20 protein-coding genes are annotated in these 24,858 nt (G+C 66.6%); 13 read left to right on the top strand and 7 right to left on the bottom strand.

All coding sequences use genetic code 11. From position 1 onward, the window contains the following. Nucleotides 1-38: 38 nt before the first annotated feature. From ACLD0U_RS12895 to ACLD0U_RS12880, 4 genes are read left to right on the top strand one after another with little or no spacing between them, the layout of a single operon-like run. Nucleotides 39-1,220 carry a spermidine/putrescine ABC transporter substrate-binding protein gene (locus ACLD0U_RS12895; protein ID WP_179410243.1) on the top strand — a complete coding sequence of 394 codons (1,182 nt, stop codon included), beginning with the start codon at nt 39-41 and terminating at the stop codon, nt 1,218-1,220. Beyond that, entirely contained in the window at nt 1,213-2,097 is an 885-nt protein-coding gene (locus ACLD0U_RS12890; RefSeq protein WP_179410244.1) for an ABC transporter permease, read from the top strand. Before ACLD0U_RS12895 ends, ACLD0U_RS12890 begins: the two co-directional genes overlap by 8 nt. Further along, the gene (locus tag ACLD0U_RS12885; RefSeq protein WP_179410245.1) at nt 2,094-2,951 is read left to right on the top strand and encodes an ABC transporter permease; all 858 of its coding nucleotides are present in this window, start codon (nt 2,094-2,096) and stop codon (nt 2,949-2,951) included. Before ACLD0U_RS12890 ends, ACLD0U_RS12885 begins: the two co-directional genes overlap by 4 nt. A gap of 1 nt (nt 2,952) precedes the next feature. Next, complete coding sequence (locus ACLD0U_RS12880; protein ID WP_410340845.1) at nt 2,953-4,608, top strand: amidohydrolase; 1,656 nt, start codon at nt 2,953-2,955, stop codon at nt 4,606-4,608. A gap of 15 nt (nt 4,609-4,623) precedes the next feature. On the opposite strand, the gene ACLD0U_RS12875 is transcribed toward ACLD0U_RS12880, so the two are convergent. Further along, entirely contained in the window at nt 4,624-5,487 is an 864-nt protein-coding gene (locus ACLD0U_RS12875) for a helix-turn-helix domain-containing protein (RefSeq protein WP_410340844.1), read from the bottom strand. A gap of 93 nt (nt 5,488-5,580) precedes the next feature. Between ACLD0U_RS12875 and ACLD0U_RS12870 the strand changes: the two genes are divergently transcribed. Further along, the gene (locus ACLD0U_RS12870; RefSeq protein ID WP_410340843.1) at nt 5,581-8,886 is read left to right on the top strand and encodes a DUF5107 domain-containing protein; all 3,306 of its coding nucleotides are present in this window, start codon (nt 5,581-5,583) and stop codon (nt 8,884-8,886) included. A gap of 72 nt (nt 8,887-8,958) precedes the next feature. Here ACLD0U_RS12870 and ACLD0U_RS12865 read toward each other — a convergent pair whose 3' ends face one another. The 3 genes from ACLD0U_RS12865 to ACLD0U_RS12855 all read right to left on the bottom strand — a co-directional run bounded on the left by ACLD0U_RS12865 (nt 8,959) and on the right by ACLD0U_RS12855 (nt 12,783). Then, on the bottom strand, nt 8,959-10,329 hold the full coding sequence (locus tag ACLD0U_RS12865) for an aspartate aminotransferase family protein (RefSeq protein WP_206551635.1): 1,371 nt from the start codon (nt 10,327-10,329) through the stop codon (nt 8,959-8,961). A gap of 106 nt (nt 10,330-10,435) precedes the next feature. Further along, complete coding sequence (locus ACLD0U_RS12860) at nt 10,436-11,596, bottom strand: acyl-CoA dehydrogenase family protein (RefSeq protein ID WP_410340842.1); 1,161 nt, start codon at nt 11,594-11,596, stop codon at nt 10,436-10,438. Between the two features lie 23 nt (nt 11,597-11,619). Further along, entirely contained in the window at nt 11,620-12,783 is a 1,164-nt protein-coding gene (locus ACLD0U_RS12855) for an MFS transporter (RefSeq protein WP_218847921.1), read from the bottom strand. Nucleotides 12,784-13,235: 452 nt separating this feature from the next. On the opposite strand from ACLD0U_RS12855, the gene nrdH reads away from it, so the two are divergent. From nrdH to ACLD0U_RS12830, 5 genes are all read left to right on the top strand, one after another. Further along, a complete protein-coding gene (gene nrdH, locus ACLD0U_RS12850; protein WP_179410252.1) occupies nt 13,236-13,469 on the top strand; it encodes a glutaredoxin-like protein NrdH in 234 nt (77 codons plus the stop codon). 36 nt (nt 13,470-13,505) lie between these two features. Next, nucleotides 13,506-13,940, top strand: a complete 435-nt coding sequence (nrdI, locus tag ACLD0U_RS12845; RefSeq protein ID WP_179410253.1) for a class Ib ribonucleoside-diphosphate reductase assembly flavoprotein NrdI — start codon at nt 13,506-13,508, stop codon at nt 13,938-13,940. Then, entirely contained in the window at nt 13,922-16,081 is a 2,160-nt protein-coding gene (gene nrdE, locus ACLD0U_RS12840; RefSeq protein WP_179410254.1) for a class 1b ribonucleoside-diphosphate reductase subunit alpha, read from the top strand. The genes nrdI and nrdE overlap by 19 nt, the downstream gene beginning before the upstream one ends. 39 nt (nt 16,082-16,120) lie before the next feature. Next, entirely contained in the window at nt 16,121-17,101 is a 981-nt protein-coding gene (gene nrdF, locus ACLD0U_RS12835; RefSeq protein ID WP_206551638.1) for a class 1b ribonucleoside-diphosphate reductase subunit beta, read from the top strand. Between the two features lie 170 nt (nt 17,102-17,271). Beyond that, nucleotides 17,272-17,727, top strand: a complete 456-nt coding sequence (locus tag ACLD0U_RS12830; RefSeq protein ID WP_410340841.1) for a hypothetical protein — start codon at nt 17,272-17,274, stop codon at nt 17,725-17,727. 57 nt (nt 17,728-17,784) lie between these two features. On the opposite strand, the gene ACLD0U_RS12825 is transcribed toward ACLD0U_RS12830, so the two are convergent. After that, entirely contained in the window at nt 17,785-19,161 is a 1,377-nt protein-coding gene (locus tag ACLD0U_RS12825; protein WP_410340840.1) for a DHA2 family efflux MFS transporter permease subunit, read from the bottom strand. Nucleotides 19,162-19,276: 115 nt separating this feature from the next. Between ACLD0U_RS12825 and ACLD0U_RS12820 the strand changes: the two genes are divergently transcribed. Next, entirely contained in the window at nt 19,277-19,834 is a 558-nt protein-coding gene (locus ACLD0U_RS12820) for a helix-turn-helix domain-containing protein (RefSeq protein WP_410340839.1), read from the top strand. Nucleotides 19,835-19,899: 65 nt separating this feature from the next. Here the strand turns inward: ACLD0U_RS12820 and ACLD0U_RS12815 are convergent, their stop codons facing one another. Then, on the bottom strand, nt 19,900-20,445 hold the full coding sequence (locus ACLD0U_RS12815; protein WP_410340838.1) for a TetR family transcriptional regulator: 546 nt from the start codon (nt 20,443-20,445) through the stop codon (nt 19,900-19,902). Nucleotides 20,446-20,521: 76 nt separating this feature from the next. On the opposite strand from ACLD0U_RS12815, the gene ACLD0U_RS12810 reads away from it, so the two are divergent. Both ACLD0U_RS12810 and ACLD0U_RS12805 read left to right on the top strand, forming a co-directional pair. Then, nucleotides 20,522-21,022 carry an FBP domain-containing protein gene (locus tag ACLD0U_RS12810; protein WP_374222205.1) on the top strand — a complete coding sequence of 167 codons (501 nt, stop codon included), beginning with the start codon at nt 20,522-20,524 and terminating at the stop codon, nt 21,020-21,022. A gap of 346 nt (nt 21,023-21,368) precedes the next feature. Next, a complete protein-coding gene (locus tag ACLD0U_RS12805) occupies nt 21,369-23,915 on the top strand; it encodes an FG-GAP repeat domain-containing protein (protein WP_410340837.1) in 2,547 nt (848 codons plus the stop codon). Between the two features lie 15 nt (nt 23,916-23,930). Here the strand turns inward: ACLD0U_RS12805 and ACLD0U_RS12800 are convergent, their stop codons facing one another. Next, entirely contained in the window at nt 23,931-24,857 is a 927-nt protein-coding gene (locus ACLD0U_RS12800) for a proline iminopeptidase-family hydrolase (RefSeq protein WP_410340836.1), read from the bottom strand. Nucleotide 24,858: the final 1 nt, after the last annotated feature.

Genomic DNA, 24,858 nt, shown 5'->3' with positions numbered 1-24,858 from the left:
ACCCCACGCACCTACCCGACGCACGAAGGAGTGCACTCATGAACGACAGCAACAGCATCCGCATTCTCGCCGACAGCACCATCGCGCCCCTCGTGCGCCGCCAGCTCACCCGCCGCGGCTTCATCGCCGCGGTCGCCGCCGTCGGCGCCGCCGGCGTCCTCACCGCTTGCTCACCCGGCGGATCCAGCGCGCCCGCACCGGGCGCCACCGGAGGGGCCATCGAAGACCAGTTGTCGATCTACAGCTGGGGAGAGTACGACTCTCCCGACGTCGTTGAAGCGTTCACCAACGAGCACGGCGCCAAGGTCATCATGGACACCTTCGCCTCGAACGAAGAGATGATCGCCAAGCTCATCGCGGCCAAGGGCACCAGCGGTTTCGACCTGGTCGTCCCGACCGGCATCTTCATCCCGCAGATGATCGAGAACGGACTACTCGCCAAGCTCAACCTCGACCTCATCCCCAACATCGAGTACATGGACCCCGCGTTCCTCGGCCGCGCCTGGGACCCGAACAACGAGTACTCGATCTGCAAGGCCTGGGGCACCACCGGCTTCGTCTACGACAAGACCGTCATCACCCGCGAACTGAAGACGTGGAACGACTTCATCGACGCCGCCCAGAACGAGGCCTCGGGCAAGACCTCGGTGCTCGATGACCCGGCGCCCCTCGGCGGCATTTACTACTGGGCCAACGGCATCGACTGGAACACGACCGATCCGGCCGACCACGACGCCTGCGAGAAGTTCCTCGTCGAAGAGCTCGCCCCGCACATCTCGGCCTTCGATTCGTACCCGGGCGGCGCCGCGATCCCCCAGGCCTCGCACGCACTCATGCAGGTGTGGAACGGTGACGCGCGTCTGGGCATCATGGAGTCATCCGACCCCGACCGCTGGCAGTGGGTGCTCGGTGCGCCCGACACCGAGCTGTGGATGGACAACTGGGCACTCGCCGTCGGCGCGCCCCACCCCGAGGCAGCCCACGCGTTCCTGAACTTCATCCTCACGCCCGAGAACCAGCTGCTGCAGGTCGACTACATCGGCTACGACACCGGCGCCAAGGACATCCGCGCCGCCGCCGAGGACGCCGGACTCGAGATGCTCGACATGGTGTTCTTCGACGAGGCGCAGGTGGCGACCATGCACGAGGGCAAGGTCACCGAGTCGCAGGCGCGGATCGTCGAGATCTGGAACAAGACGAAGGCCGCTGCCGGTGCGTAGTCCGCGCTTCGGGCTGGCCGTTCCCGCCTGGGCATGGCTGGCCATCTTCTTCATCGCGCCCATCGCGATGGTCGTCTGGTTCAGCTTCGGCTACAAGCCCGGCATCTTCGGCACGCACGCCAACGACGTGCTGTCGCTGGACCGATACGCCGAGGCGATGTCACCGACGTTCTTCGCGACGTTCCAGAACACCCTGTGGGTGGGCGTGATCGGCACGGTGCTGTGCCTGGCGATCGGAGCCCCGGTCGCCTACTGGATGGCCGTCAAGGCTCCGCCCTCGCGGCGCGGTCTGCTGATCGCGCTGGTGATGGTGCCGTTCTGGACCAACTTCCTGGTGCGCACCCTGGGATGGCAGGTCATCCTCGCCCCCGAGGGCTGGCTGTCGTCGGCGCTGCAGGGCATCGGGCTGCTCGACGGGCCGCTCGACATCCTGTACTCCCGCGGGGCGGTGCTCATCGGTGTCGTCTACAACTACCTGCCGCTGATGATCCTGCCGCTGTACGTCGCCTTCGACCGCGTGGGCACCCCGCTGCGCGAGGCGAGCAAAGACCTCGGCGCCAGCTCGGTGCGCACCTTCCTGCGCGTCACCGTTCCGCTGGCGCAGCCGGGCATCGTCGCCGGTGTGCTGCTGGTCTTCATCCCGCTGATGGGCGACTACATCACCGCCACCGTGCTTGGCGGGGCCCAGGGCAACATGGTCGGTCAGCTCGTGGCGAGCCAGTTCGGCACCGCGCAGAACTGGGCGCTCGGCTCGGCGATGGCGGTGCTGCTCATCCTCATCATCATGCTGACGATCGGCGTCGCCGCGGCCATCCTGTGGCTGGTCACGCTGCCGTTCCGTCGGCGCAACCGTCTCGTGCTCGGGGAGGCCTCATGACCGACGTGCGCATTCGTCGCCGCGGCACGGGCGACCGGATCCTGGGGATCTGGTCGGTGCTCGTGTACGCGTTCCTGTTCCTGCCGATCATCGTGATCGTGCTGTCGTCGTTCAACTCGGGGCGCCTGCTGGTCGCCTGGGACGGCTTCAGCCTCGAACCCTTCGCCGCCCTGTTCGAGAAGCCCGTGATCCGCGACGCCGTGATGGTGTCGCTGCGCACCGGTCTGATCGCGGCGCTGCTGGCATCGGTGCTCGGCACGCTCGCCGGAGTCGCGATGGCCAGACGCCCCGGCCGCTGGGTGTGGTGGTTCCTGATGCTGCTGCTGCTGGTCGCTGTCACGCCCGAGATCGTCGACGCGATCGCCCTGCTGCCGTGGATGGTCTTCCTGGGGCAGGACCTCGGCATCGGCATCTTCAACGACGGCACCATGCGATTGGTCGTCGGTCACTCGCTGTTCTCGGTGGCGATCGTGTCGTACATCGTCCGCTCGCGGCTGGTCGGGCTTGACGAGAAGCTCGAAGAGGCGTCGGCCGACCTGTACGCGCCACCGCTGCGTACCTTCCTGCGGGTCACCCTGCCGCTGGCCATGCCGGCCGTGCTCGCCGGGTTCTTGCTGTCGTTCACCCTCAGCCTCGACAACACGGTGGTGTCGGCGTTCGTGCAGGTCTCGGGCACCACGCCCTGGCCGGTGTACGTGCTGAGCTCGCTACGCAGCGGACTCCGCCCCGAGATCGCCGCGGTCTCGACGGTCATGCTGCTGCTGACCCTGGTGTCGTTGGCGCTCGTGGCGCTGGTTCTCAAACGCGCCGGCGACTCGGCGACGGATATTGCTCGAACGATGGGAGGCGGCTGAGTTGGCTCACGCAGATCTGGTGTTCACCGGTGGTGCATACGGCGGGCGGGTGTTCTGTGCGGACTCCAGCCGGGGGCGCGCCGATAGCGTCGCCGTCCGCGGCGGGCGCATCGTCGCGCTCGGAGCCGAGGCGACCGCGTTGATCGGTCCCGATACCGAGGTCATCGACCTCGATGGTCGGCTGCTGATCCCCGGTTTCCAGGACGCCCACGTGCATCCGCTGTGGGGCGGCCTCGACCTGCTGCGCTGCGATCTGTCTGACCTGTCGACGGCGGACGCCTACCTCGAACGCATCCGTGGCTACGCGCAGGCGAACCCAGGCGACGACTGGATCCTCGGCGGCGGCTGGCAGATGTCGGCTTTCCCCGGTGGTACCCCGACAGCGGTGGCGCTCGACGCGGTCGTCGCCGATCGCCCGGCCTTTCTGCCCAACCGCGATGGACACGGCGCCTGGGTGAACAGCCGCGCCCTTCAGCTGGCGGGCGTCACCCGCGATACCCCCGACCCGGCCGATGGGCGCATCGAGCGCGATGCCGACGGCAACCCGACGGGCACACTGCACGAGGGCGCGATGACGCTGGTGAATCGGCTGCTGCCCGAGGAACCGCACGAACGACTGCGTGAGGCGCTCGCCGTCGGCCAGGCGTACCTGCACTCGTTCGGCATCACCGCCTGGCAGGACGGCATCGTCGGCACGCAGTACAGCGACGCCGGAGACCCCCTCCCGGTGTACATCGCGGCCGATGCCGCCGGTGAGCTCACCGGGCGCGTGGTGGGTTCGCTGTGGTGGGACCGCACCCGCGGACTCGAGCAGATCGATGACCTCGTCGCGCGGCGCGAGAGCGCCCGGGGCGGGCGGTTCGCCGCGACCAGCATCAAGATCATGCAGGACGGCGTGGCCGAGAACTTCACCGCGTCGATGCTGGAGCCGTACTGCGATGGGCACGGGCATCCCACCGAGAACGCGGGGATCTCGTTCGTTGAACCCGAGATCCTCAACGAGGCCGCTGCGCGTCTGGACGCTCTGGGATTCACCCTGCACTTTCACGCCATCGGCGACCGGGCGGTGCGCGAGTGCCTCGACGCCGTGGAGTCGGCGCTGCGCCGCAACGGGCCCCGTGGCAACCCGCATCACATCTCGCACATCCAGGTCGTGCACCCCGACGACGTGCCGCGGTTCCGCAGGCTCGGCGTGACGGCGAACATGCAGATGCTCTGGGCCGCTCTGGAACCCCAGATGGTCGACCTCACGCTGCCGTTCCTCGGAGAGGCGCGGTCGAGCTGGCAGTACCCGTTCGGTGACCTGCTGCGTGCGGGGGCCGCGCTCGCCGCCGGAAGCGACTGGTCGGTGTCGACACCGGATCCGATGGCGGCCATCCACACGGCCGTGAACCGGCGTTCGGCGCCCTCGGAGTGGGAGGGCGACTACCCGGCGTTCCTTCCGGAGCAGGCGATCGACCTCGGCACCGCGTTGCAGGCGTACACGGCCGGCTCGGCGCGGGTGAACTCGCTGCCCGAGACTGGCACGATCAGAGTGGGGATGCTGGCCGACCTCGCGCTGCTCGATCGGGATCCGTTCGACGGCCCCCTCGACGAGATCGGCGACACCCGGGTGATCGGCACGTGGGTCGAGGGGAAGCGGGTGTACGAGGGCTGACGGCCTCGGCGGCGGTCACCCCTTGCGGAGCCGGCGGTAGTCGCTCGGGCTCGTACCGTGCACGCGCCGGAACTGACGCGAGAAGTAGAACGGGTCGGTGTATCCGATCCGGTCGGCGATCTCGGTGATGTTCAGCGTCGTGGTGTCGAGAAGTCGTCGCGCCCGTGCCATCTTCAGATCGCGATGGTAGGCGAGCACTCCGCCACCCGTTGCCGCTCGGAAGAGCGCCCCGAGGTGAGAGGGTGAGACGCCCACGAGCCGGGCGAGTTCAGAGACGCGGATGCTGCCTTCGGCGCGTTCGTCCAGGACGCGCATTGCCCGTTCCAGCGGTTCGCTGCGTTCGGCGAGGCGGCGATCCGCGGCGAGCTGGGTCATCAGATGCCAGGCGAGTCCGGTGGTGACGAGCAGACGGGGTGGCGAATGATCCCGTTCAAGTGCGGCGACGATCTGTTCGACCAGCGTCGTGATGCGTTCGGGGGACTGCAGCGGGAAGACGGCGGCCGGCTCTTCGGAGCCGATCGCGTGCCAGAGATGGTCCAGATCCTCGCCCTGCAGATGACACCACCAGATCGTCCAGGGATGATGAGTCTGCGCGCCGTAGGAATGCGGTGTGCCGCGAGGGATGAGGGCGGCGGTTCCAGGCTCGACCGTGATGCGGCCGTGCCCCACGTCGACCCACCCCTGCCCGTCTGTGCAGACCAGAAGTACCGTCTCAGGCGCTCCATGCGGTCTGACGCGCAGGTGATCCCGAGCCTCGGGGAACCAGCCTGCGTCGGTCACGAGCAGACTGCTGGTGACCGGTCGGGTGAGGGCGTCCGTGACCACGGGACGCGGGATGACGCAGAGCCGCTGGCGTGCGAACCCCTCCCTGCGCTCCATGCAATTGAGCATGCCATACATCAGCGAAACGTCCAGGTATGCGCCGAGAACGCCCATGGTCGTGCCGCAACCGGCGAGCCTAGCGTGGAGGACATGACCTCTTCACCTCAGTCGATCGTGCTGCCGGACCCGCCGGCGTCGGAGCGCGCCATCCTCGAAGCGGGCGGCGTCGCCTGCTGGGAACAGCCGATCACGATCGATACCTACGCCGCCGCCGAGCCCGATCGGTACCCTGCCTTTCTCGACCGCCGGGTCTATCAGGGCTCCAGCGGACGTATCTACCCGATGCCGTTCGTCGACCGCATCGAGAAAGAGGCGGCGCCGCGGACCTGGCGCGCGATCCACCTCGAGAATCAGTGGGTTCGCCTGGTCATGCTGCCCGAGCTCGGTGGGCGCATCCACGTCGGCTACGACAAGACCTGTGACTACGACTTCTTCTACCGCAACAATGTCATCAAGCCCGCACTCGTGGGCGTCGCGGGGCCGTGGGTATCGGGCGGCGTCGAGTTCAACTGGCCCCAGCATCACCGTCCCGCGACCCATCTGCCCGTCGAGACGCGTGTCGAACGGCGTCAGGACGGAACGGTCATCGTCTGGCACAGCGATCTCGACCCCCTGCAGCGCATGCGCGCCACCCATGGCATCAGCCTGCGGGGCGACTCCGCGCTGATCGGGCTCGAAGCACGCCTGGTCAACCGCACCGATGTGCCGCAGACCTTCTTGTGGTGGGCGAACGTCGCGGCAGGTGCGCATGATCGGTACCAGTCGTTCTTCCCGACCGACGTCGGCTATGTCGCTGATCACGCCCGTCGTGCGATCACGGCGTTTCCGGCGGCCGATCGGCCGTACTACGGGGTCGACTACGCGGCTCTGGCACAGCAGACACCGGGGGCGGACCGTATCGATTTCTACGGCAACGTGCCGGTTCCGACCTCGTACATGATCACCGACACCGTCGACGATTTCTTCGGCGGCTACGACCACGATGCGCGCGCCGGGTTCGTGCACTGGGCGGATCGCGCGATCGCGCCGGGCAAGAAGATGTGGACGTGGGGAAACGGTCCGGTCGGCCATGCGTGGGATCGTCACCTCACCGATCACGACGGTCCGTACGTCGAGCTGATGGCGGGGGTCTTCACCGACAACCAGCCGGACTTCACGTGGTTGCGCCCCGGCGAGACACGATCGTTCGCGCAGTACTGGTACCCGATTCAGCGGATCGGTCCTGCCGTGCAGGCGACGCGTGAGGCGGCCATCGGTCTCGAGGTGGATGATCGCCGCGTGCGCGTGGGGGTCGCCACGACCGGCGTGCACTCCACGGTGCGGATCTCCGTGCGCCGCGAGGATATGACGATCGTCGAGTGGACGTCGCCCGTCTCGCCCGGCGCGCCGTTCGTCGATGAGGTGCTGCTGACGGCGCCCGCCACCCGGGAGGACATCGAGGTCGTCGTGACCTCGGCAGACACCGGTGTGCATGAGCTCGTGCATTGGCGCGCGCACGATGCGGCTGTCGTCGAGCCGTGGGTGGCGAGCGAGCCGCCGGAGCCGGCGGGTATCGAATCGAACGACGAACTCGTCGTCACGGCACGCCACCTCGTGCAGTACCGCCACCCCACACGCGCGGCCGAGCCCTACTTCCGCGAGGCCGTGTGCCGCGACCCCGGCGATGCGCGCGCACATGAGGGCCTCGCCCGCCTGTGCTTCTCCCGTGGGGAGTACCTGGCCGCTCTCGAGCATCTCGATGCCGCGCAGGCCCGCGAGACACGACGAAACCTGAACCCCGAGCACGGTGGCGTCAGCCTGTTGCGCGGTCTCGTGCTGGAGAGGCTGGAACGGTGGAGCGACGCCGCGGATGCCTTCGGCAAGGCGAATTGGGACAGCGCTCTGCGCACCCCGGCGGCCCTGGGGCGCGCTCGGCTCGCTCTGCGGGCGGGCGATGCACAGCGCTCGCTCGAACTCGCCGAGCAAGCGGCAACGCACGATCCATTGAGCACGCAGCTCCTCGCGGCGCGCGTGGTCGCCCTGCGCGCCCTCGGTGCGGACCAGCGCGCCCGCGATCTGCTCGCGTCCGCCCGCGACGCCGATCCGCTGGACCCCCTGCTCGCGGCGCTCGACGATGCGCTCGACCCGCTCGATCCGCGTACCCTGCTCACGATGGCGCACGAGGTGCACCGGTACGGCGACCACGCCCGCGGCATCCGACTCGCCGAGCGGGCGGCCTCGGCGGGGCCGAGTGCCTTCGGCAACCCGGCCCCGATGGCGGCGTATGCGGTCGCCGCCTTCCTGGATGGCGCCGGAGCGCACCGCGAGGCTGCGATGGCGCGCGGGCGTGCGCGTGCTGTCGGTGCCCGACTCGCATTCCCCGCGGGGCTCGACGACCACGATGTGCTCTGCCGCGCCCTCGCCGCGGAGGCGGATGATGCGCGGGCGAACGGGATGCTCGGATGCTGGCTGCTCGACGCCGGGCGCACCGGCGCAGCGCTCGAAGCCCTCGATCGTGCGATCGAGCAGGGCGCTGAAGACCCGGTTGTCTGGCGCAACGCCGCGGTCGCCCTGGTGAACGCCGGCGGCGACCTCGATCTCGCCGATGCGCGCTATGCCTCGGCGCTCGAACGCAGCGGAGCCGCGGACGCTCGGCTCGTGTACGAGCGGGATCAGCTCGCCGGACTGCGCGGCGTCGACCCGGCCGATCGGCTGGAGGCGATCGAGCGTGCCGGAGCCGAGGTGCTGATCCGCGACGATCTCATGGTCGCCTATCTCGGCTTGTTGGTCGATCTCGACCGGGCCGAGCAGGCGCTGGAGGTGTTGCAGCGGCGGGAGTTCCAGCCGTTCGAAGGCGGCGAGGGCACGGTGCTCGCCGTGTTCGACCGGGCATCGGCTGCCGTCGCGCGCGAGGTGCTCGCACGGGATCCGGAGCGCGCCAGACGGTTGCTGCGGGCCGGGGTCGTGCCTCCGCAGAACCTCGGAGAGGGCCGTCACCCCGCTGATATCGTCGCGGAACGGTTCGTGCTCCTGGGAGACGCCGAGGCGGCGCTCGGTGATGACCGGGCCGCGGCGGTGTCCTGGTGTCGGGCGACAGCAGTTGACACGGCGTTGGCGGCTGAGGGGCATCGCATCACTGCGAGCGATGTCTGGATCGGTCGGGCGCATCTGCGTCTGGGGGAGTGGGCGCAGGCCGCGCGCGTGTGGGACGCGCTTGAGGCGCGTGCCGCGGAGCTGGAAGCGGCAGCGGATCGCAGCGATTACTTCGCCACCTCGATGCCCGAGCTGCTGCTCTTCTCTGTCGATACGGTCGAGCGTCGCCTCCAGGAGGCTCGGGCGCTGCGCGATCTCGCCGCCGAGGGACGTCGCGAGGCAGCGGCGGGCGGAGGATCCGGCACGATGCGCGCGGCCCCCTGACACCCCCACTTCGCGCCGAGACCCCCTGCTGCAGACGTCTGCAGCAGGGGGTCTCGGCGCTAGCTGGGGGTGTCAGAGGATGCGCGCCGCCTCGGTGAGCACACCGCGCAGGATGCTGCCGATCTCGCGGAACTCCGCCGGGCCGATCGTCAACGGCGGGGCGAGCTGGATCACGGGGTCGCCGCGGTCGTCGGCACGGCAGTACAGCCCCGCGTCGTAGAGCGCCTTCGAGAGGAACCCGCGCAGCAGACGCTCGGATTCGTCCTCGTCGAAGGTCTCCTTGGTGGTCTTGTCCTTGACCAGCTCGATGCCGAAGAAGTATCCGTCGCCGCGCACGTCGCCGACGATGGGCAGATCGAGCAGGGTCTCGAGCTCGGCGCGGAACAGCGGAGAGTTCTCGCGCACGTGGGCGTTCAGTCCCTCCTCATCGAAGATGGCGAGGTTCTCGAGCGCCACAGCGGCCGAGACCGGATGCCCGCCGAAGGTGTAGCCGTGCGGGAAGTACGTCTGCCCCTTCGAGAACGGCTCGTAGATGCGGTCGGAGATGATGGTGGCTCCGATGGGGGAGTATCCGCTGGTCATGCCCTTGGCACAGGTGATCATGTCGGGGACGTACCCGTACGCGTCGCACGCGAAGGTGTGGCCGATGCGGCCGAAGGCGCAGATGACCTCGTCCGACACCAGCAGCACGTCGTGGCGATCGCAGATCTCGCGGACACGCTGGAAGTAGCCCGGGGGAGGCGGGAAACAGCCGCCGGAGTTCTGCACCGGCTCGAGGAAGACCGCCGCGACCGTGTCGGGTCCTTCGAAGAGGATCATCTCTTCGATGCGGTTCGCCGCCCACCGGCCGAAGGCCTCGGGATCTTCGGTGGGCCCGCCCATCTCGGCGGCGCGGTAGAAATTCGTGTTCGGCACGCGGAACCCGCCGGGGGTGAGTGGCTCGAACATCTCCTTCATCGCGGGGATGCCGGTGATCGCCAGGGCCCCCTGCGGGGTGCCGTGGTACGCGACCGAGCGCGAGATCACCTTGTGCTTTCCGGGGCGGCCCCGCAGCTTCCAGTAGTGCTTGGCGAGCTTGAAGGCGGTCTCGACGGCCTCACCACCGCCGGTGCTGAAGAAGACCCGGTTCAGGTCGCCGGGGGCCTCATCGGCGAGCCGGTCGGCCAACTCGATCGCCGCGGGGTGCGCGTACGACCACAGGGGGAAGAACGCCAGCTCTTCGGCCTGCTTCGCTGCAGCCTCGGCCAGCCGGCGGCGACCGTGTCCGGCATTGACGACGAACAGCCCGGCCAACCCGTCGATGTACTTGCGGCCGTCGGAGTCCCAGATGTGGTGTCCCTCGCCCTTGACGATCACCGGCACTCCAGAGGACTCCATCGTCGACTGACGAGTGAAGTGCATCCAAAGATGGTCCTTCGCTTTCTGCTGCAGTTCGGCGTTCATGTGTCGATATTGACACTGAATGTGACTGTTGGCAACAGAATTCGCAGGGAAAATACCGCGGATGCTACGAAATCAGCATCCACCCTCTCGTGGGTGCCTCGACGCCTCAGGCGTCGAGCGGGCCCAGCCACGCGCTCGCCGCCGTCGCGTGCGCCGATTCGGGGTCGGACGGGTGGAACATGCCCGCCAGCACATCGCGGTACAGCCGCGACAACTCGTTCGACGAGAAGTACGAGCCGCCGCCGGCGACCAGCATCGCCTCATCGACCACCTGCTTGGCCATCACGACCGCGCGGTGCTTGACACCGGAGAGCAGGGTGAACCAGCGGGCGCCGTGATCCGCGCCGGCATCCACGTCTCGGGCGAGGGCTGCGATCTGCGGGGGCAGGGCGTCGTAGGCCAGTGCCATGTCGGCGATCCGCCAGCGGATGTCGGGGTCCTGGCTGTACGTCGTGCCGCTCTTCTTAGACGTGCGCTTGTGCGCGGTGGCGACGGCCAGATCGAGGCCGCGCCGGGCGATGCCCGTGTACACCGAGGCGAGCAGCAGCTCGAACACGCTGAAGATGCCGAACACGATCGGATCCGGGTTCGGGCCCGGGTCGATGCGGCGCACGATGCGCTCCGGCGGCGCGACGGCGCCGTTCAGTCGGGTCGTGCGGCTCTGCGTGCCGCGCATGCCGAGGGTGTCCCAGTCGTCTCCGGTCACGACCGCATCGGTGCGGTCGATGAAGGCGAACACCAGTTTCGGCGCGTCGGCGCTGGTCGTGTCGAGGCCGTGCAGACCCAGGCGGGTCCACACCGGCGCCAACGAGGTGAAGATCTTCGTGCCGGTAAAGGCATACCCGCCGTCCGGCTGTGGAGCGGCATCGGTGTCGCTGCCGAACAGCACGAGATCGTTGCCGCCCTCGCTGATGCCGAACGCGAAGACCTCGCCGGCGACGGCGCCGTCCTGCACGAACTCCAGGCCCGCGACGCCGCGGTCGCTGAACACCTTTGCCACGCCGGTCCAGACGAGGTGCATATTGATCGCCAGAGCGGTGGCGGGGGATGCCGTCGCGAGGCGCTGCTGCAGCAGCGCCGCCTGCTCCAGGCCCAGCCCCGCGCCGCCGCGCTCGGCGGGCACGAGGATCGACAGATAGCCGGCGTCGCGCAGCTCATCGAGATCGTCCTGCGGGAAGGTGTTCTCGCGATCGTGGATGCCCGCGCGCTCGCGGATGCGCTCGAGCAGTGCGTCGGGCAGATACAGGGACGGGTCGAACGCGCTCATGCCTCCACAGTAGATGCGAGGCGTCAGGGCTGGGCGGTCGTGATCGGTTCGGTGTCGGGATGCGGCGAGGGATCACGGTCGCGCAGATCGGGGAAGAACCGCACGAACACCACCGAGACGAGCAGGCCGGCGGCGGCGAACAACGTGGCGGCGAGGTAGGCGCCGGTCGGGCCGTTGAGATCGATGAGGATGCCGGCGATGGCCGACCCCAGTGCGGCCCCGATCAGCTGCCCGGTGCCCGCCCACCCGAAGGCCTCGGCCGTCTCGCTGAACTTCACGCTGGCCGTGGTGATCGCGAAGAGAACGGCAAGGGCGGGCGCGACGCCGAGTCCGGCCAGCAGCAGTGTGCCGCCGAGCCAGAAGACGTTCAGCGACAGCATCGTCAGGCACAGGCCGACGGTCACGATGAGCAGGCGGCGTGCCATCGCCCACGGGCCGATCGGGATGTGCCCGAAGGCCAGTCCGCCGACCAGGCTTCCCACCGAGAAGACAGCCAGCACCAGCCCTGCCTCCAGGCCGTCGTGACCGAAGGTCGCGACGACGCCGACCTCGACAGCCGACGCGGCGCCGATGAGCAGGAAGCCGATCGCGGTGGCGAGCATCACCGGCGGTTTCAGGACGACCCGGCCGAATGCGCGTCGGCTGCGCGGGATGCGTACCCGGCCGACCTCGGGGGAGAAGATGAACCAGGCGCCGCCGAACAGCAGGATCGTGGCGACCAGCAGCAGCCCCTCGACCGTGCCGACCTGGGTGGAGACCACGGTGATCACCACGGGGGCGACGATCCAGATGATCTCCTGCAGAGAGGCGTCGAGTGAGAACAGCGGGGTGAGCTGCCCGGAGTTGACCAGCTTCGGGTAGATCGTGCGCACGGCCGCCTGCACTGGGGGCGTAGAGAGGCCCGCCAGCAGGGCGAGCGCCATGTAGCCGGGAACATTCAGCGGCAGCAGCGCGAGACAGAGCAAGGCGACGACGCAGACCAGCGCGGTGAGCGTGAGCACCCGGCGCATGCCCCAGGCGCCCATCCATCGGCTCGTGACCGGTCCGGCGACAGCCTGTCCGACCGATGCCGCCGCGAGGACGATGCCCGCCGCGCCGTACGATCCGGTCTGCTGCTCGACATGCAACAGGATCGCCAGACTCAGCATCCCGCTGGGGAAGCGCGCCACCAATTGCGCTGCGATCATGCGCGCCACTCCGGGCGTGCGAAGAAGGTCCCGGTATCCCGCCACGAGACGAGATTAGTCCCCTTTGGTATCCGCGCGCGCGTACGCGCGGCGCGACGCGCGGGGCGTGCGAACGGCGTTGTGGGCGACACGCCCGCGACACGCCGAAGTGCGCTCTCCACAGGAATTCGGATGTCGGTGGGGGCGGCTAGCGTGCCGCCTGTGGATGGATCCGCAACCGGGTCGACAGACCCGCGTGAATCCGCGGTTCGCGACCCGTCAGAGGCGTCGCCGGCCTGTGGAAGAAAGCGTGGACAAGCTGTGTTGAACCTGGGGAGGACGGTGGAAAACTACACGGATGTAACTACTACCCCTTGTGGTCACCCCCAATGTCCGTCCCCATATGTAGTATTGATACTCCCGGCGGGGGGTCTGTCGGAGAACATCGGATTAGAGGGGAATCAGTCGTCATCATGTCGATCACGGTCTACACCAAGCCTTCCTGCGTTCAGTGCAACGCCACCTACCGCGCCCTCGATGCCAAGGGCATCGAATACGAGATCCACGACCTCTCCGAAGACGCCAACGCCCTCGAGCAGGTCAAGGCTCTCGGCTACATGTCGGCACCCGTCGTCGTGACCGACGAGGGCCACTGGTCGGGCTTCCGTCCCGACAAGATCGACGAGCTCGCAGCGCGCCTGTCCTGACCTGGCGACAGGCGCAGACACCAAAGGGAGTGGATCATGAGCGCGGTCGCCACCGAGGTGCCGCTGCTGGTGTTTTTCTCGAGCGTCTCGGGCAACACCGCACGGTTCATCGAGAAGCTCGATCTGCCCGCGCGGCGCATCCCGTTGCTTCGCACCGATGAGCCGCTCATCATCGATGAGCCGTTCGTACTGGTCACCCCCACGTACGGAGGTGGGCAGGGTCGCGGCGTCGAGAAGGGCGCCGTGCCCAAGCAGGTCATCCGGTTCCTCAACGACGAGCGCAACCGGCGCAACATCCGCGGAGTGATCTCGGCGGGAAACACGAACTTCGGCGATGCGTTCTGCCTCGCCGGTGAAGTCATCAGCCGCAAGTGCAACGTGCCGCACTTGTATCGGTTCGAGGTATTCGGCACGCAGGACGACGTCGATCGCGTGAGCGACGGATTGGAACGATGGTGGAAGCTACAGTGACAGACGCAGTCGAGTTCAAGGTGAACCCCGCCTTCGAAGGGCTCGACTACCACGCCCTCAACGCGATGCTGAACCTGTACGACGCGAACGGCAAGATCCAGTTCGACGCCGACAAGCGCGCAGCACGCGAGTACTTCCTGCAGCACGTCAACCAGAACACGGTGTTCTTCCACTCGCTCAAGGAGCGTCTGGACTACCTCGTCGAGAAGCAGTACTACGAAGGCGCGGTCATCGACCAGTACTCCTTCGAATTCATCCAGAAACTCAACGACTTCGCGTACTCGAAGAAGTTCCGCTTCGAGACGTTCCTCGGCGCGTTCAAGTACTACACCAGCTATACGCTCAAGACGTTCGACGGCAAGCGCTACCTCGAGCGCTTCGAGGACCGCGTCGTCATGACGGCCCTCGCCCTCGCCGAAGGTGACGAGCAGGTCGCGATCGAGCTCGTCGACGAGATCATCTCGGGCCGGTTCCAGCCGGCCACCCCCACCTTCTTGAACGCCGGCAAGGCGCAGCGCGGCGAGCTCGTCAGCTGCTTCCTGCTGCGCATCGAAGACAACATGGAGTCGATCGCCCGCGGCATCAACTCGTCGCTGCAGCTCAGCAAGCGCGGTGGCGGTGTCGCTCTGCTGCTGAGCAACATCCGTGAGTCGGGTGCTCCGATCAAGCAGATCGAGAACCAGTCCTCGGGCATCATCCCCGTCATGAAGCTGCTCGAAGACAGTTTCAGCTACGCCAACCAGCTGGGCGCGCGTCAGGGCGCCGGTGCGGTCTACCTGCACGCGCACCACCCCGACATCATGCGCTTCCTCGACACCAAGCGTGAGAACGCCGACGAGAAGATTCGCATCAAGACGCTGTCGCTGGGCGTCGTCGTGCCCGACATCACCTTCGAGCTCGCCAAGAAGGGCGAGGACATGTACCTGTTCTCGCCGTACGACGTCGAGAAGGTCTACGGGGTGCCGTTCGGTGACATCTCGGTGACCGAGAAGTACCACGAGATGGTCGACGACGCGCGCATCAAGAAGACGAAGATCAACGCGCGCGAGTTCTTCCAGACGCTCGCCGAGATCCAGTTCGAGTCGGGCTACCCGTACATCATGTTCGAAGACACGGTGAACAAGGCCAACCCGATCAAGGGTCGGATCAACATGTCGAACCTGTGCAGCGAGATCCTGCAGGTGAACACCCCGACGACGTACAACACCGACCTGTCGTACGACCAGATCGGCAAGGACATCTCGTGCAACCTCGGCTCGATGAACATCGCGCTGTCGATGGATGCCGGTGACCTCGGAAAGACCGTCGAGGCCGCGATCCGTGCGCTGACCGCGGTCAGCACCCAGAGTCACATCAGCTCGGTGCGGTCGATCGAAGACGGCAACGACCGTTCGCACGCGATCGGCCTCGGGCAGATGAACCTGCACGGGTACCTGGCTCGAGAGCGGGTGTTCTACGGCTCTGAAGAGGGCATCGACTTCACGAACATCTACTTCTACACGGTGTTGTTCCACGCGCTGAAGGCATCGAACAAGCTCGCCATCGAGCGCGGCGAGACCTTCGAGGGCTTCGCCGACTCGACCTACGCGTCGGGTGAGTTCTTCGACAAGTACATCGACCAGGTCTGGGCTCCCGAGACCGAGAAGGTCAAGGAGCTCTTCGCCGGTCACCGCATCCCGACGCAGCAGGACTGGGTCGAGCTGAAGGAGAGCGTGCAGCAGCACGGCATCTTCAACCAGAACCTGCAGGCCGTGCCGCCGACCGGTTCGATCTCGTACATCAACAACTCGACGTCGTCGATCCACCCGATCGCGTCGAAGGTGGAGATTCGCAAGGAAGGCAAGCTCGGTCGCGTGTACTACCCGGCGCCGTTCATGACGAACGACAACCTGGAGTACTACGAGGACGCCTACGAGATCGGGTACGAGAAGGTCATCGACACGTACGCCGCGGCGACGCAGCACGTCGACCAGGGACTGTCGCTGACGCTGTTCTTCAAGGACACCGCGACCACCCGTGACATCAACAAGGCGCAGATCTACGCATGGCGCAAGGGCATCAAGACGATCTACTACATCCGTCTGCGTCAGCTGGCGCTTGAGGGCACCGACATGACGGAGTGCGTCAGCTGCATGCTATGACGCGCTGACCAGGGACTTTTTCAGAATAGGAATGGCAAGATGACTCCCTCTCCGAAGCTCACGTTGATCGACCACGTGCAGGCGATCAACTGGAACCGCATCGAAGACGAGAAGGACCTCGAGGTCTGGAACCGTCTGACGGGCAACTTCTGGCTGCCCGAGAAGGTGCCGCTGTCGAACGACGTGCAGTCGTGGAACACGCTCACCGAGCAAGAGCAGCTGATGACCATGCGCGTGTTCACCGGCTTGACGCTGCTCGACACCATTCAGGGCACGGTGGGCGCGGTCTCGCTGATCCCCGACGCGCTGACCCCGCACGAGGAGGCTGTGTACACCAACATCGCCTTCATGGAGTCGGTGCACGCCAAGAGCTACTCGTCGATCTTCTCGACCCTCGCGTCGACGAAGGAGATCGATGAGGCCTTCCGCTGGTCGGTCGAGAACCAGAACCTGCAGAAGAAGGCGCAGATCATCGTCGACTACTACCGTGGCGACGACCCGCTCAAGCGCAAGGTCGCCTCGACCCTGCTGGAGTCGTTCCTGTTCTACTCGGGCTTCTACCTGCCGATCTACTGGTCGTCGAAGGCGAAGCTGACCAACACCGCCGACCTGATCCGGTTGATCATCCGCGACGAGGCCGTGCACGGCTACTACATCGGCTACAAGTACCAGCGCGGGCTCGAGACCGAGACGCCCGAGCGTCGTGAAGAGCTCAAGGACTACACGTTCTCGCTGCTGTACGAACTGTACGAGAACGAGGTGCAGTACACGCAGGACCTCTACGACGGTGTCGGACTGACCGAGGACGTCAAGAAGTTCTTGCACTACAACGCCAACAAGGCGCTGATGAACCTGGGCTACGAGGCGATGTTCCCCTCGACCGTCACGAACGTGAACCCGGCGATCCTCTCGGCGCTGTCGCCCAACTCAGACGAGAACCACGACTTCTTCTCGGGATCGGGCTCTTCGTACGTCATCGGCAAGGCCGAGGCCACCGAAGACGACGACTGGGACTTCTGAGTCGTTGTGTGCGGCGTCACGGAATGTGACGCCGCACACCATGCGTCCGAGGATCGCGCTGGATTCCGCGTTCCGCGCGTTGGCGGACGAGCGCGCGGTGGCGACATCAGCTGCCTCACTGCGTCGGGCGTACTCGGTCGCGGTCGGGCGGCTTCGCTACGGTAGCGGATATGACCGTCATCTCTGCCCTGCGATTGATCGTCCCCAGCGTCTGGATCGGGCTGATCCTGGGACTGTCCTTCATTGAGGCGCCACTGAAGTTCATGGCGCCGGGCATCACCGTTCCGCTGGGGCTGGGGATCGGGCGGCTCATGTTCTGGGCGCTTGCCATCGGTGGATTTGTCTTGCTTCTCGTGCTGACGGCGAGCGCGGTACTTCGGCCACGTGTGCCTGTGGGTGGATGGGCGTTGATCGGATGCCTGTGGATGCTGATGTTCGTGCAGTCCTTCGCCATCCGCCCGGCGCTCAGTGCTCGTAGCGACATCGTGATCGCTGGCGGTGACCCCGGGCCGTCGGTGCTGCACTACGTGTACATCGCTACGGACATGGCGATCCTCATCACACTTGTGCTGTGGATCGTCATCACTGTCCGGTCGAGCCGAACAGCGCCGATGCAGCACCGTTGACGAGCGGCTCACCCACACCGGGCACGTCCATCCCAGCATCCGAGTGAACAAGCCGCGTCAACGGTGCTCGGGGCGCGCCGGCGCGAGGGCGGCGACGCCGAGCAGGACCGCTCCGCAGGCGGTGATGATGATCCATCCCGACACGAATGACTCCGACGCGGCAATGGTGCCTGCCAGGGCGATGCCGAGGGCCGTGCCGACCTGGCGTGCGGTCGAGGTGACGCCGCCCGCGACGCCCGCGCGGTCGAGGGGCAAGCTGTTCACAGCGGTGTTGGTGATGGGCGGATTTCCGAGACCGACACCCAGGCCGATGAGCAGAAACGCCACCAGGAGCGCCGTGAGGTTCATCCCAGCGGCGAGTGTCGTCAGCAACGCCCCGCCGAGGGTGAGGAGTGCGCCCGCAACCAACAGCGGGATTCTCGGCCCGGCCCGCCCGACGAGGTAGCCGGAGAGTGGGGCGCCGACGATCGCCCCGATTGCCATCGGCAGCGTCGCTGCGCCGGCTGCCAGGGGCGTCCAGCCCTCGCCGCCTTGCAGAAGAACTGTAGTCAGCAAGAGCGTCACGCTGAACCCGACGAAGAGAGCGACGGCACCTGCGACTGCTCCGGCGAACCCGGGATGCTGGAAGAGGTGCGGGTCGATGAGCGGCTGCCGGCTGCGTGACTCGGCCCAGAAGAAGCCGAGCGCTGTCAGGAGCACGGCGCCGATCCCGAGAATCACGACCGGTGAGGTCCATCCGACGTGAGGCGCCTCGATGAGCACAGCAACCATCCCGCCGATGAGAAGCACGAGCAGTACCTGGCCGCGAATGTCGAGTCTGCGTGCATGAGCAGCGCGGGACTCCGGCACCAGGACGGCTACGAGGATCAGCGCGACGAGCACGACGGGCACGTTGATCCAGAACACCGCACGCCAGTCGAACGCGGCGATGAGTGCCCCACCGGTCAGCGGACCGGCGGCCAGACTCACCCCGAACACTGACGCCCAGATGCCGATGGCCTGTGCCCGCTCTCGCGGGTCAGTCATGACGCCCACGACGATGGCAAGGGCGACGGGCGTGAGCATCGATGCTCCCACCCCCTGGAGGGCGCGCGCCGCGATCAGCCACCCGAGTGAGGGCGCGGCGGCGCCGGCGAGGGACGCGACGGCGAACACGACCAGCCCGATCTGGAAGACCCGTCGCCGACCGAACCGATCCGCCAGCGCGCCTGCGGTGATGAGCAGGCTCGCGAACGGCACCGTGTACGCGTCGATCACCCATGCCAGGCGATCCACACCGAGGCCGAGGCCCAGCCCGATCTGCGGCAGACCGATGCTGACGATGGTCGTGTCCAACCCGACCAAGAACAGCGCCGATGCGCACACCGCGAGTATTGCCCATCGGCGTCGTGTACTGAGCGCGATCGTGTCTCTCGCTGCGCCGGTAGCTGTCATGTCGGCCCGCCTTCTCTCTGCAAGGCGCGGGCCGAAATGCCGCGCGCGTGTTCGATGATCCCCGGCCGCGGCATCACCTCGCGACGTTCTTTGCGGATTCTGCAAAGATCGGGACATGGATGCGGACGTGACGGGAATCCTCGAAGCCATCGGTCCGCGTCTGCGTCGGCTCCGCCGTGAGCGGAAACTGACGCTCGCCGCGGTCGCCGAGCGGTCTGGGCTGTCTATCAGTGGGCTATCGCGGCTGGAGACCGGGCATCGTCAACCGACGCTGGAGCTCTTGATCCCCCTCGCTCGTGTGTATGGGGTGTCGCTGGGTGTGCTGGTCGGGGCGCCAGAGACCGGCGACCCACGCGTGCACCTCGAGCCGCGGCGTTTGCGGCATGCCGGCGTCATCATTCCCCTCACCGAGTATCCCGGCCGGGTTCAGGTGTTCAAGCAGGTGCTCGGGCCGCGCCGGGTGCGCATGAGCAGCCATCGAGGCAGTGCCTGGCTGTATGTTCTTGCCGGCCGGTTGCGTCTGATTCTCGGCGATGAGGAACGTCTGCTCGAGTCGGGCGAGACGGCACGGTTCGACCCCATGACGCCACACTGGTTCGGCCCCGCAGATGGCACCACAGTCGAACTGCTGCATCTGTTTGGGGCTGACAGCGAGCACCCTGTCGCACTGTGATCTGGAGTCGCGCTCTCTGACGCCGCTCGCGCGACGCACCGCGCGCTCGGTCGCTGGGCGCCCCTTCAGCCGTCGGAGGGTGTCGCTGCGTCGGCGATGATGTCGTCGACGACCTCAGGGGGGTAGCGCTCGGGCGAGATGCGCCTCATGCCAGCCAACGCCACGGCAAGAAGCATGTATCGCTGAGCCTCTACGGCCCCCAGTTCGGGCGACGAGCTTTGCAGTGCTGTGACAACGACGTCGAGGCTATCTGCATAGGTTGGCGCGAAGTCAGGCACGCGCAGAGCGTGCGCCCACGCGTCGGCCCACAAGTTGAGGTCTGGCGCTGATGGCGAGGCGCGGTGGTTGGCGAAGAACTCCAGTACGGGATTCGCCGTCGGAGTCCGCGTCGCGGTAGTGAAGCCGTCAACTTGTTCAGCCACATAGGTTCGCCACGCCGCCGCCTGCAGTTCCACCATGCTCGCGAAATGCTGATGGATCAGCCCAGGGGAGCCGCCGACCTCCTGACCGACCGTGCGTGCGGTGATGCCGGCCAGACCGGAGCGTCGCGCGACGCGGAGTGCTGCGTCGACGATTGCGGCGCGGCGCTGTTCGCGCGGGAGATAGGCCATGGCGATTCATTCTAGGGTGCGCCGGCGTAGATCATTTGCTAATTTGTACACCTGTACAAATTGAGTGGAGGTCGTGATGCAGAAGAGAACTCTCGGTGAGCTGCGCCGTGCCTTGCAGAACGTGAGCGAAGCAACTCGCCGAACAGTTCGGATGCCGAAGTCGTGGGAGGCGGGCTGGCAGAACCTGGACTACCTCGGGTGGAGGGACCCCAGTGCGCGCCAACGCGGCTACCTTTTCATTGAGCGAGAAGGGCAGCTTCAGGGCATCATGCTGGAACGCGCTCGGCTTGCTTCGGCGCCCGCGCGCGCTGTCATGTGCACGTTGTGCAGGATGCCAAGGCGGTTCGAGCAGGTGATCCTGTTCACGGGGCGGTCGGCCGCGTCCGACCAGAGTCGTTCATCGCGCGGGAGTTATCTCTGTGCAGAGCTGGACTGCAACAGCAGGGTGAATCGACTGCTTCCCAGCTCGATGTTGGAGGGGAGCGCGGAAGAGTTTGTCGCTGGCCGCAGGCAGGGTCTGCGTGAACGAGCGCACTCGTTCGTGGCGGAGGTGCTGCGGGGCGCTCCGAGCGCCTAGATTCGGCACGCTCTCCACGTTGTTGCTTTCGGCATCATGACGTGCCGGCGGGCCAGCCGATCGAGAAGCCCTTGCGCACAGTGTGAGGTTTCGGAATACTGGCGCCATCTTTTCTGTGGGTAGTCGAGCGCTGCCGAATACGTGCACGCGCATCTGGGGTGAGTGACGGGACCAACGGAGGTGCCGCGTGTTGCGTAGAGTCGGCGTTCTTGTCGTATCGGGCTTGGTAGTAGCAGGAGCGGTGGCGCCCCCAGCGGCAGCGGCGCAACCCGCATCCCCACCACCCGGAGTCTCGACGGCGAAGCCCTCGGATCCGGGCGCGACCTCATCGAACGCGGAGCAACCGGTGTACGCGCAGCCGACGTGGGCGAACGGGGGATGGGGGTCATCGGAGGACTACGAGACGATCCAGACCGCTGACCTCGACGGCGACGGGGATCACGAGCTTGTGGGCCGGTCATCCCCCGGACTCGAGGCATGGGACTTCGACGTCACATCGGGCCAATGGCTCCCGTTGGTGCCGCCCTGCCTCGGTGATGACTGCGAGATCGCCTGGACGGATGCGAAGGGCTGGCAACGGAAGGAGTTCTTCCGCACGATCGGCACCGGCGACATCACCGGCGACGGCAAGGAAGAGATCTTCAGCCGGGCACCGAACGGCATCCAGGTCGCCGAGTACATCCCCGCGGGCCCCGGAACGGGCTCCGGATGGCATGAGCTCGATCTTGTGAACTTTCCCGATGGGCAGAACGACGACATCTGGGGACAGGCAAGCAGCTACGAGACGATTCAGGCGGCCGACCTCGACGGCGATGGTAGTGCCGAGATCTTCGGGCGTAGCCCCACGGGCGTCGAGATCCTGAGCTTCGACGGCACCCGATGGAGCAATTCGGGTTTCGCCGGATTCACCGACTCCGACGGCTGGTCCTCCCGGGAGTACTACACAACGATCCAGGCGGCGGACCTCTTCGATACCGGCAGCTCTGTGATCTTCGGTCGTGGGCGCGACGGTCTGGAGGTGTGGAGCCTCGTGGGCGGCAAGTGGCAAGCACTCGATATCGCGGATGCACCGTTCACGAACGCGGAGGGCTGGACCGCTCCTGAGCACTACGAGACGATCCAGACCGCGGATCTGGACGGCGACGGCGATCTGGAGGTGTTCGGTCGAGCAAACGCGGGAATCGAGGCCTATGCCCTCTCTCTCGTGTACGCGAAGAACGGCGGAATCACCGTGGAGTGGTCGGCATGCGGCATCCTCGATGCGTTCAGCAACGCGAACGGCTGGACGACGCACGACAATTACGCCACCATCCAGGCGGCGGATGTCGACGGTGATGGCCGCGAAGAAGTCATCGGAAGACACGGGTCGGGGATGACGGTGTGGGGTCTGCAACCAGCCGTCAAGAACTGCTCGCAGCAGAAGAGTCAGGGCAAAGCGGCCTGGGTGAACGAACAAGACGTGGCGGGACCGGGATTCACCAATGCGCTGGGATGGAACAACGCGAGTCAGTACGCGACGATTCAGGTCGCTGATGTCGACGGGTACACGCCGAACGGGTCTCCCGGTGCCAAGGGTGCGACGCGCGCCGAACTGATCGGCCGCGGCCCGACCGGCATTCAGACGTACCGGTTCGATGCGAAGGCAGGGTCGTGGGGGTCGCCTTCGGCGACGTGGCCGACCTGGTCGGGGAACGCCCAGACCGCCTACGAGGAACTCAGCCAGGACGCCACACCGCAGTCGTGTCCGGGCGCCGGAGAGCCCTGCGACATCCGCAGCCTCTACGGAACCCTCAGCTCAGCATCCGCATACCAGCTCAAGAAGAACCTGCCCAAAGCGCCAGCGGCGGGCATCCCGCCGGCGGTGTGGGACGACGTCAGGGCGCAGCTCACGCTCGAGCTGACCTGGGTGTATTGGGTGGCTCAGATGCGCGAAGCGAACTACTCGATCATTCAGGACACATTCGCCGACGAGGCCACGAACACGACGGCCAAGCATCTGTGGAAGGCCGCAACCGATGACGCCTACGACAAGACCTCTCATGCGATTGTCGCCGACGGTGTGCAATTGATCGCGGGGATCGCCGACGCCGCGTCCAACCTGGCGCCGGGGGGTGAGGAAGCGGCAATGGTGGCGTTCGGAATCATCGACGCAGCGGTGTCGTACGGAATGTCGTTGAACGACGGCGCGTCGACGTTCTCCGGAGACCTCGAGAAATTCACCGGTGATTCGAACTGGCTGGGCAAGTGGCGCCAGACCGCGCAGGATACGAACGAGAAGGTCGCCGCCCAGATCGCATCCGACTACGGACTCCTGCAAGCGGTGGGGGAAACGTACAAGAAGGAGGTGTGGACGATCCCCGATGCCAGTGCGTCAGGTCCTACGAGACTCGCCGCAGACCGCGCCTACAGCACCTGGCTGTGGCAGTCGCTGACACCGTCGATGCCTGCACCCTGCGATGTCCTGCTGAACTTGAGCTGTGGTGGGTGGGTCATCGCATCCTGCGACACCGGCCAGACCTGCCTCCCCGGCTTCTCGTATGGGCTCACCGACCTCGCCTGCCCGTCACCTGTCGGAGTCGCCTGCAGCACCCGATCAGACGTCCTCCCCGGCCCCGTGGTTCTGACATCGAGCGATGGACAGATCTACGGCGTGAACGCCGCGCCGAAATACCTCATGGACCAGATGCTCGACGAGCCGAGCCAGTCCTGTCTCACCCGGAAGTGGGACGAAGGGTGCAACCTTGGCGTCTCCGCGTTCGATGTCGCCGCCGGCTTGAACGGATGGCAGTACTCGTGCTCGCTATCGGTTCCGGACTCCTCACCGCCGAGCGACTACCCGGAGCGGGTCTGCACCGAGCTCTTCGAACTGCGCGACGCGTACGGGTCGCGCTAGGAGACACGCTCAGACTCACTCGTCCCGGTCGAGGAATGCGCTGACGACCCGCATGAACTCGTTTCGCTCCTCCCAGTGGGGCATGTGGCTCGACTGGTCGAACCGCACCCACTCGGCGTGCGGGATGAGCTCGACGAACGGGCGCACGACAGCATCCGTCGCCTCGTCGTACGCGCCGTTGATGACGAGGGTGGGCACGTCGATGCGATCGAGGCGGTCGATCACCGACCACTCGCGGAGCGAGCCGATGACCATGAACTCGCTCGGGCCGTTCATCGCGTGATACACCGTCGGATCCTCGGCCAGCAGATCGAATGTGCGCTGTACCGGACCGGGCAGCGGAGAGATCCGGCACACGTGGTGCGCGTAGAACACATCGGATGCTGCGGCGTACTCCGCTGACGTGAAGTCGCCCGCCGCCTCGTGCCGGGCGATGACCTCGCCCGCCGAACCCGGGAGCGCATTGCGAAGCTCGACGGCTGCCGCACGCCATTGCGGCATCGACGCGGGGGAGTCGGCGATGATCAGGCGCCGCAGTCCGCGCGGGCGCCGAACGGCATGCTCTGATCCCAGCATTCCGCCCCACGACTGACCCAGCAGGTCGTACTCGGTGATGCCGAGGTGGCGCAGCAACAGCTCGAGTTCTTCCAAGAAGAGGTCAACGGTCCAGAAGTCACTCGGCGCACCGGGAAGATGCGTCGAGCGCCCGCTGCCCAGTTGGTCGTAGTACACGACGGTGCGCTGCCCGGCGAGGTCGTCGAGGCTCAGCAGGTAGTCGTGCGTGCAGCCCGGTCCGCCGTGCACGGCGAGCAACGGCACAGCCGAGCCGTCCGCATCGGGCGACCCGCCGGAGGGGCGGGCGACGCGGTAGTACGTGCTGCCGGCATGCCACGAGAAGCGTCCTTCGGTGATCTCGACGTCTGCGGCGGTATGAGTATTCATG

This window comes from Microbacterium sp. 2216-1 (assembly GCF_046507855.1).
GTDB classification, from domain to species: Bacteria; Actinomycetota; Actinomycetes; order Actinomycetales; family Microbacteriaceae; genus Microbacterium; species Microbacterium esteraromaticum_C.
The sequence above is the reverse complement of the archived record's forward strand: the minus strand, read 5'-3'. Positions and strand labels throughout refer to the sequence as shown.

Excerpts from the sequence above, each read along its gene's own strand:
- ACLD0U_RS12895 (WP_179410243.1), top strand. The coding sequence starts at position 39 with ATGAACGACAGCAACAGCATCCGCATTCTCGCCGACAGCACCATCGCG.
- ACLD0U_RS12885 (WP_179410245.1), top strand. The coding sequence starts at position 2,094 with ATGACCGACGTGCGCATTCGTCGCCGCGGCACGGGCGACCGGATCCTG.
- ACLD0U_RS12875 (WP_410340844.1), bottom strand. The coding sequence starts at position 5,487 with ATGGAGCGCAGGGAGGGGTTCGCACGCCAGCGGCTCTGCGTCATCCCG.
- ACLD0U_RS12870 (WP_410340843.1), top strand. The coding sequence starts at position 5,581 with ATGACCTCTTCACCTCAGTCGATCGTGCTGCCGGACCCGCCGGCGTCG.
- ACLD0U_RS12865 (WP_206551635.1), bottom strand. The coding sequence starts at position 10,329 with ATGAACGCCGAACTGCAGCAGAAAGCGAAGGACCATCTTTGGATGCAC.
- ACLD0U_RS12860 (WP_410340842.1), bottom strand. The coding sequence starts at position 11,596 with ATGAGCGCGTTCGACCCGTCCCTGTATCTGCCCGACGCACTGCTCGAG.
- ACLD0U_RS12855 (WP_218847921.1), bottom strand. The coding sequence starts at position 12,783 with ATGATCGCAGCGCAATTGGTGGCGCGCTTCCCCAGCGGGATGCTGAGT.
- nrdH (WP_179410252.1), top strand. The coding sequence starts at position 13,236 with ATGTCGATCACGGTCTACACCAAGCCTTCCTGCGTTCAGTGCAACGCC.
- nrdI (WP_179410253.1), top strand. The coding sequence starts at position 13,506 with ATGAGCGCGGTCGCCACCGAGGTGCCGCTGCTGGTGTTTTTCTCGAGC.
- nrdE (WP_179410254.1), top strand. The coding sequence starts at position 13,922 with ATGGTGGAAGCTACAGTGACAGACGCAGTCGAGTTCAAGGTGAACCCC.
- nrdF (WP_206551638.1), top strand. The coding sequence starts at position 16,121 with ATGACTCCCTCTCCGAAGCTCACGTTGATCGACCACGTGCAGGCGATC.
- ACLD0U_RS12830 (WP_410340841.1), top strand. The coding sequence starts at position 17,272 with ATGACCGTCATCTCTGCCCTGCGATTGATCGTCCCCAGCGTCTGGATC.
- ACLD0U_RS12825 (WP_410340840.1), bottom strand. The coding sequence starts at position 19,161 with ATGACAGCTACCGGCGCAGCGAGAGACACGATCGCGCTCAGTACACGA.
- ACLD0U_RS12820 (WP_410340839.1), top strand. The coding sequence starts at position 19,277 with ATGGATGCGGACGTGACGGGAATCCTCGAAGCCATCGGTCCGCGTCTG.
- ACLD0U_RS12815 (WP_410340838.1), bottom strand. The coding sequence starts at position 20,445 with ATGGCCTATCTCCCGCGCGAACAGCGCCGCGCCGCAATCGTCGACGCA.
- ACLD0U_RS12810 (WP_374222205.1), top strand. The coding sequence starts at position 20,522 with ATGCAGAAGAGAACTCTCGGTGAGCTGCGCCGTGCCTTGCAGAACGTG.
- ACLD0U_RS12800 (WP_410340836.1), bottom strand. The coding sequence starts at position 24,857 with ATGAATACTCATACCGCCGCAGACGTCGAGATCACCGAAGGACGCTTC.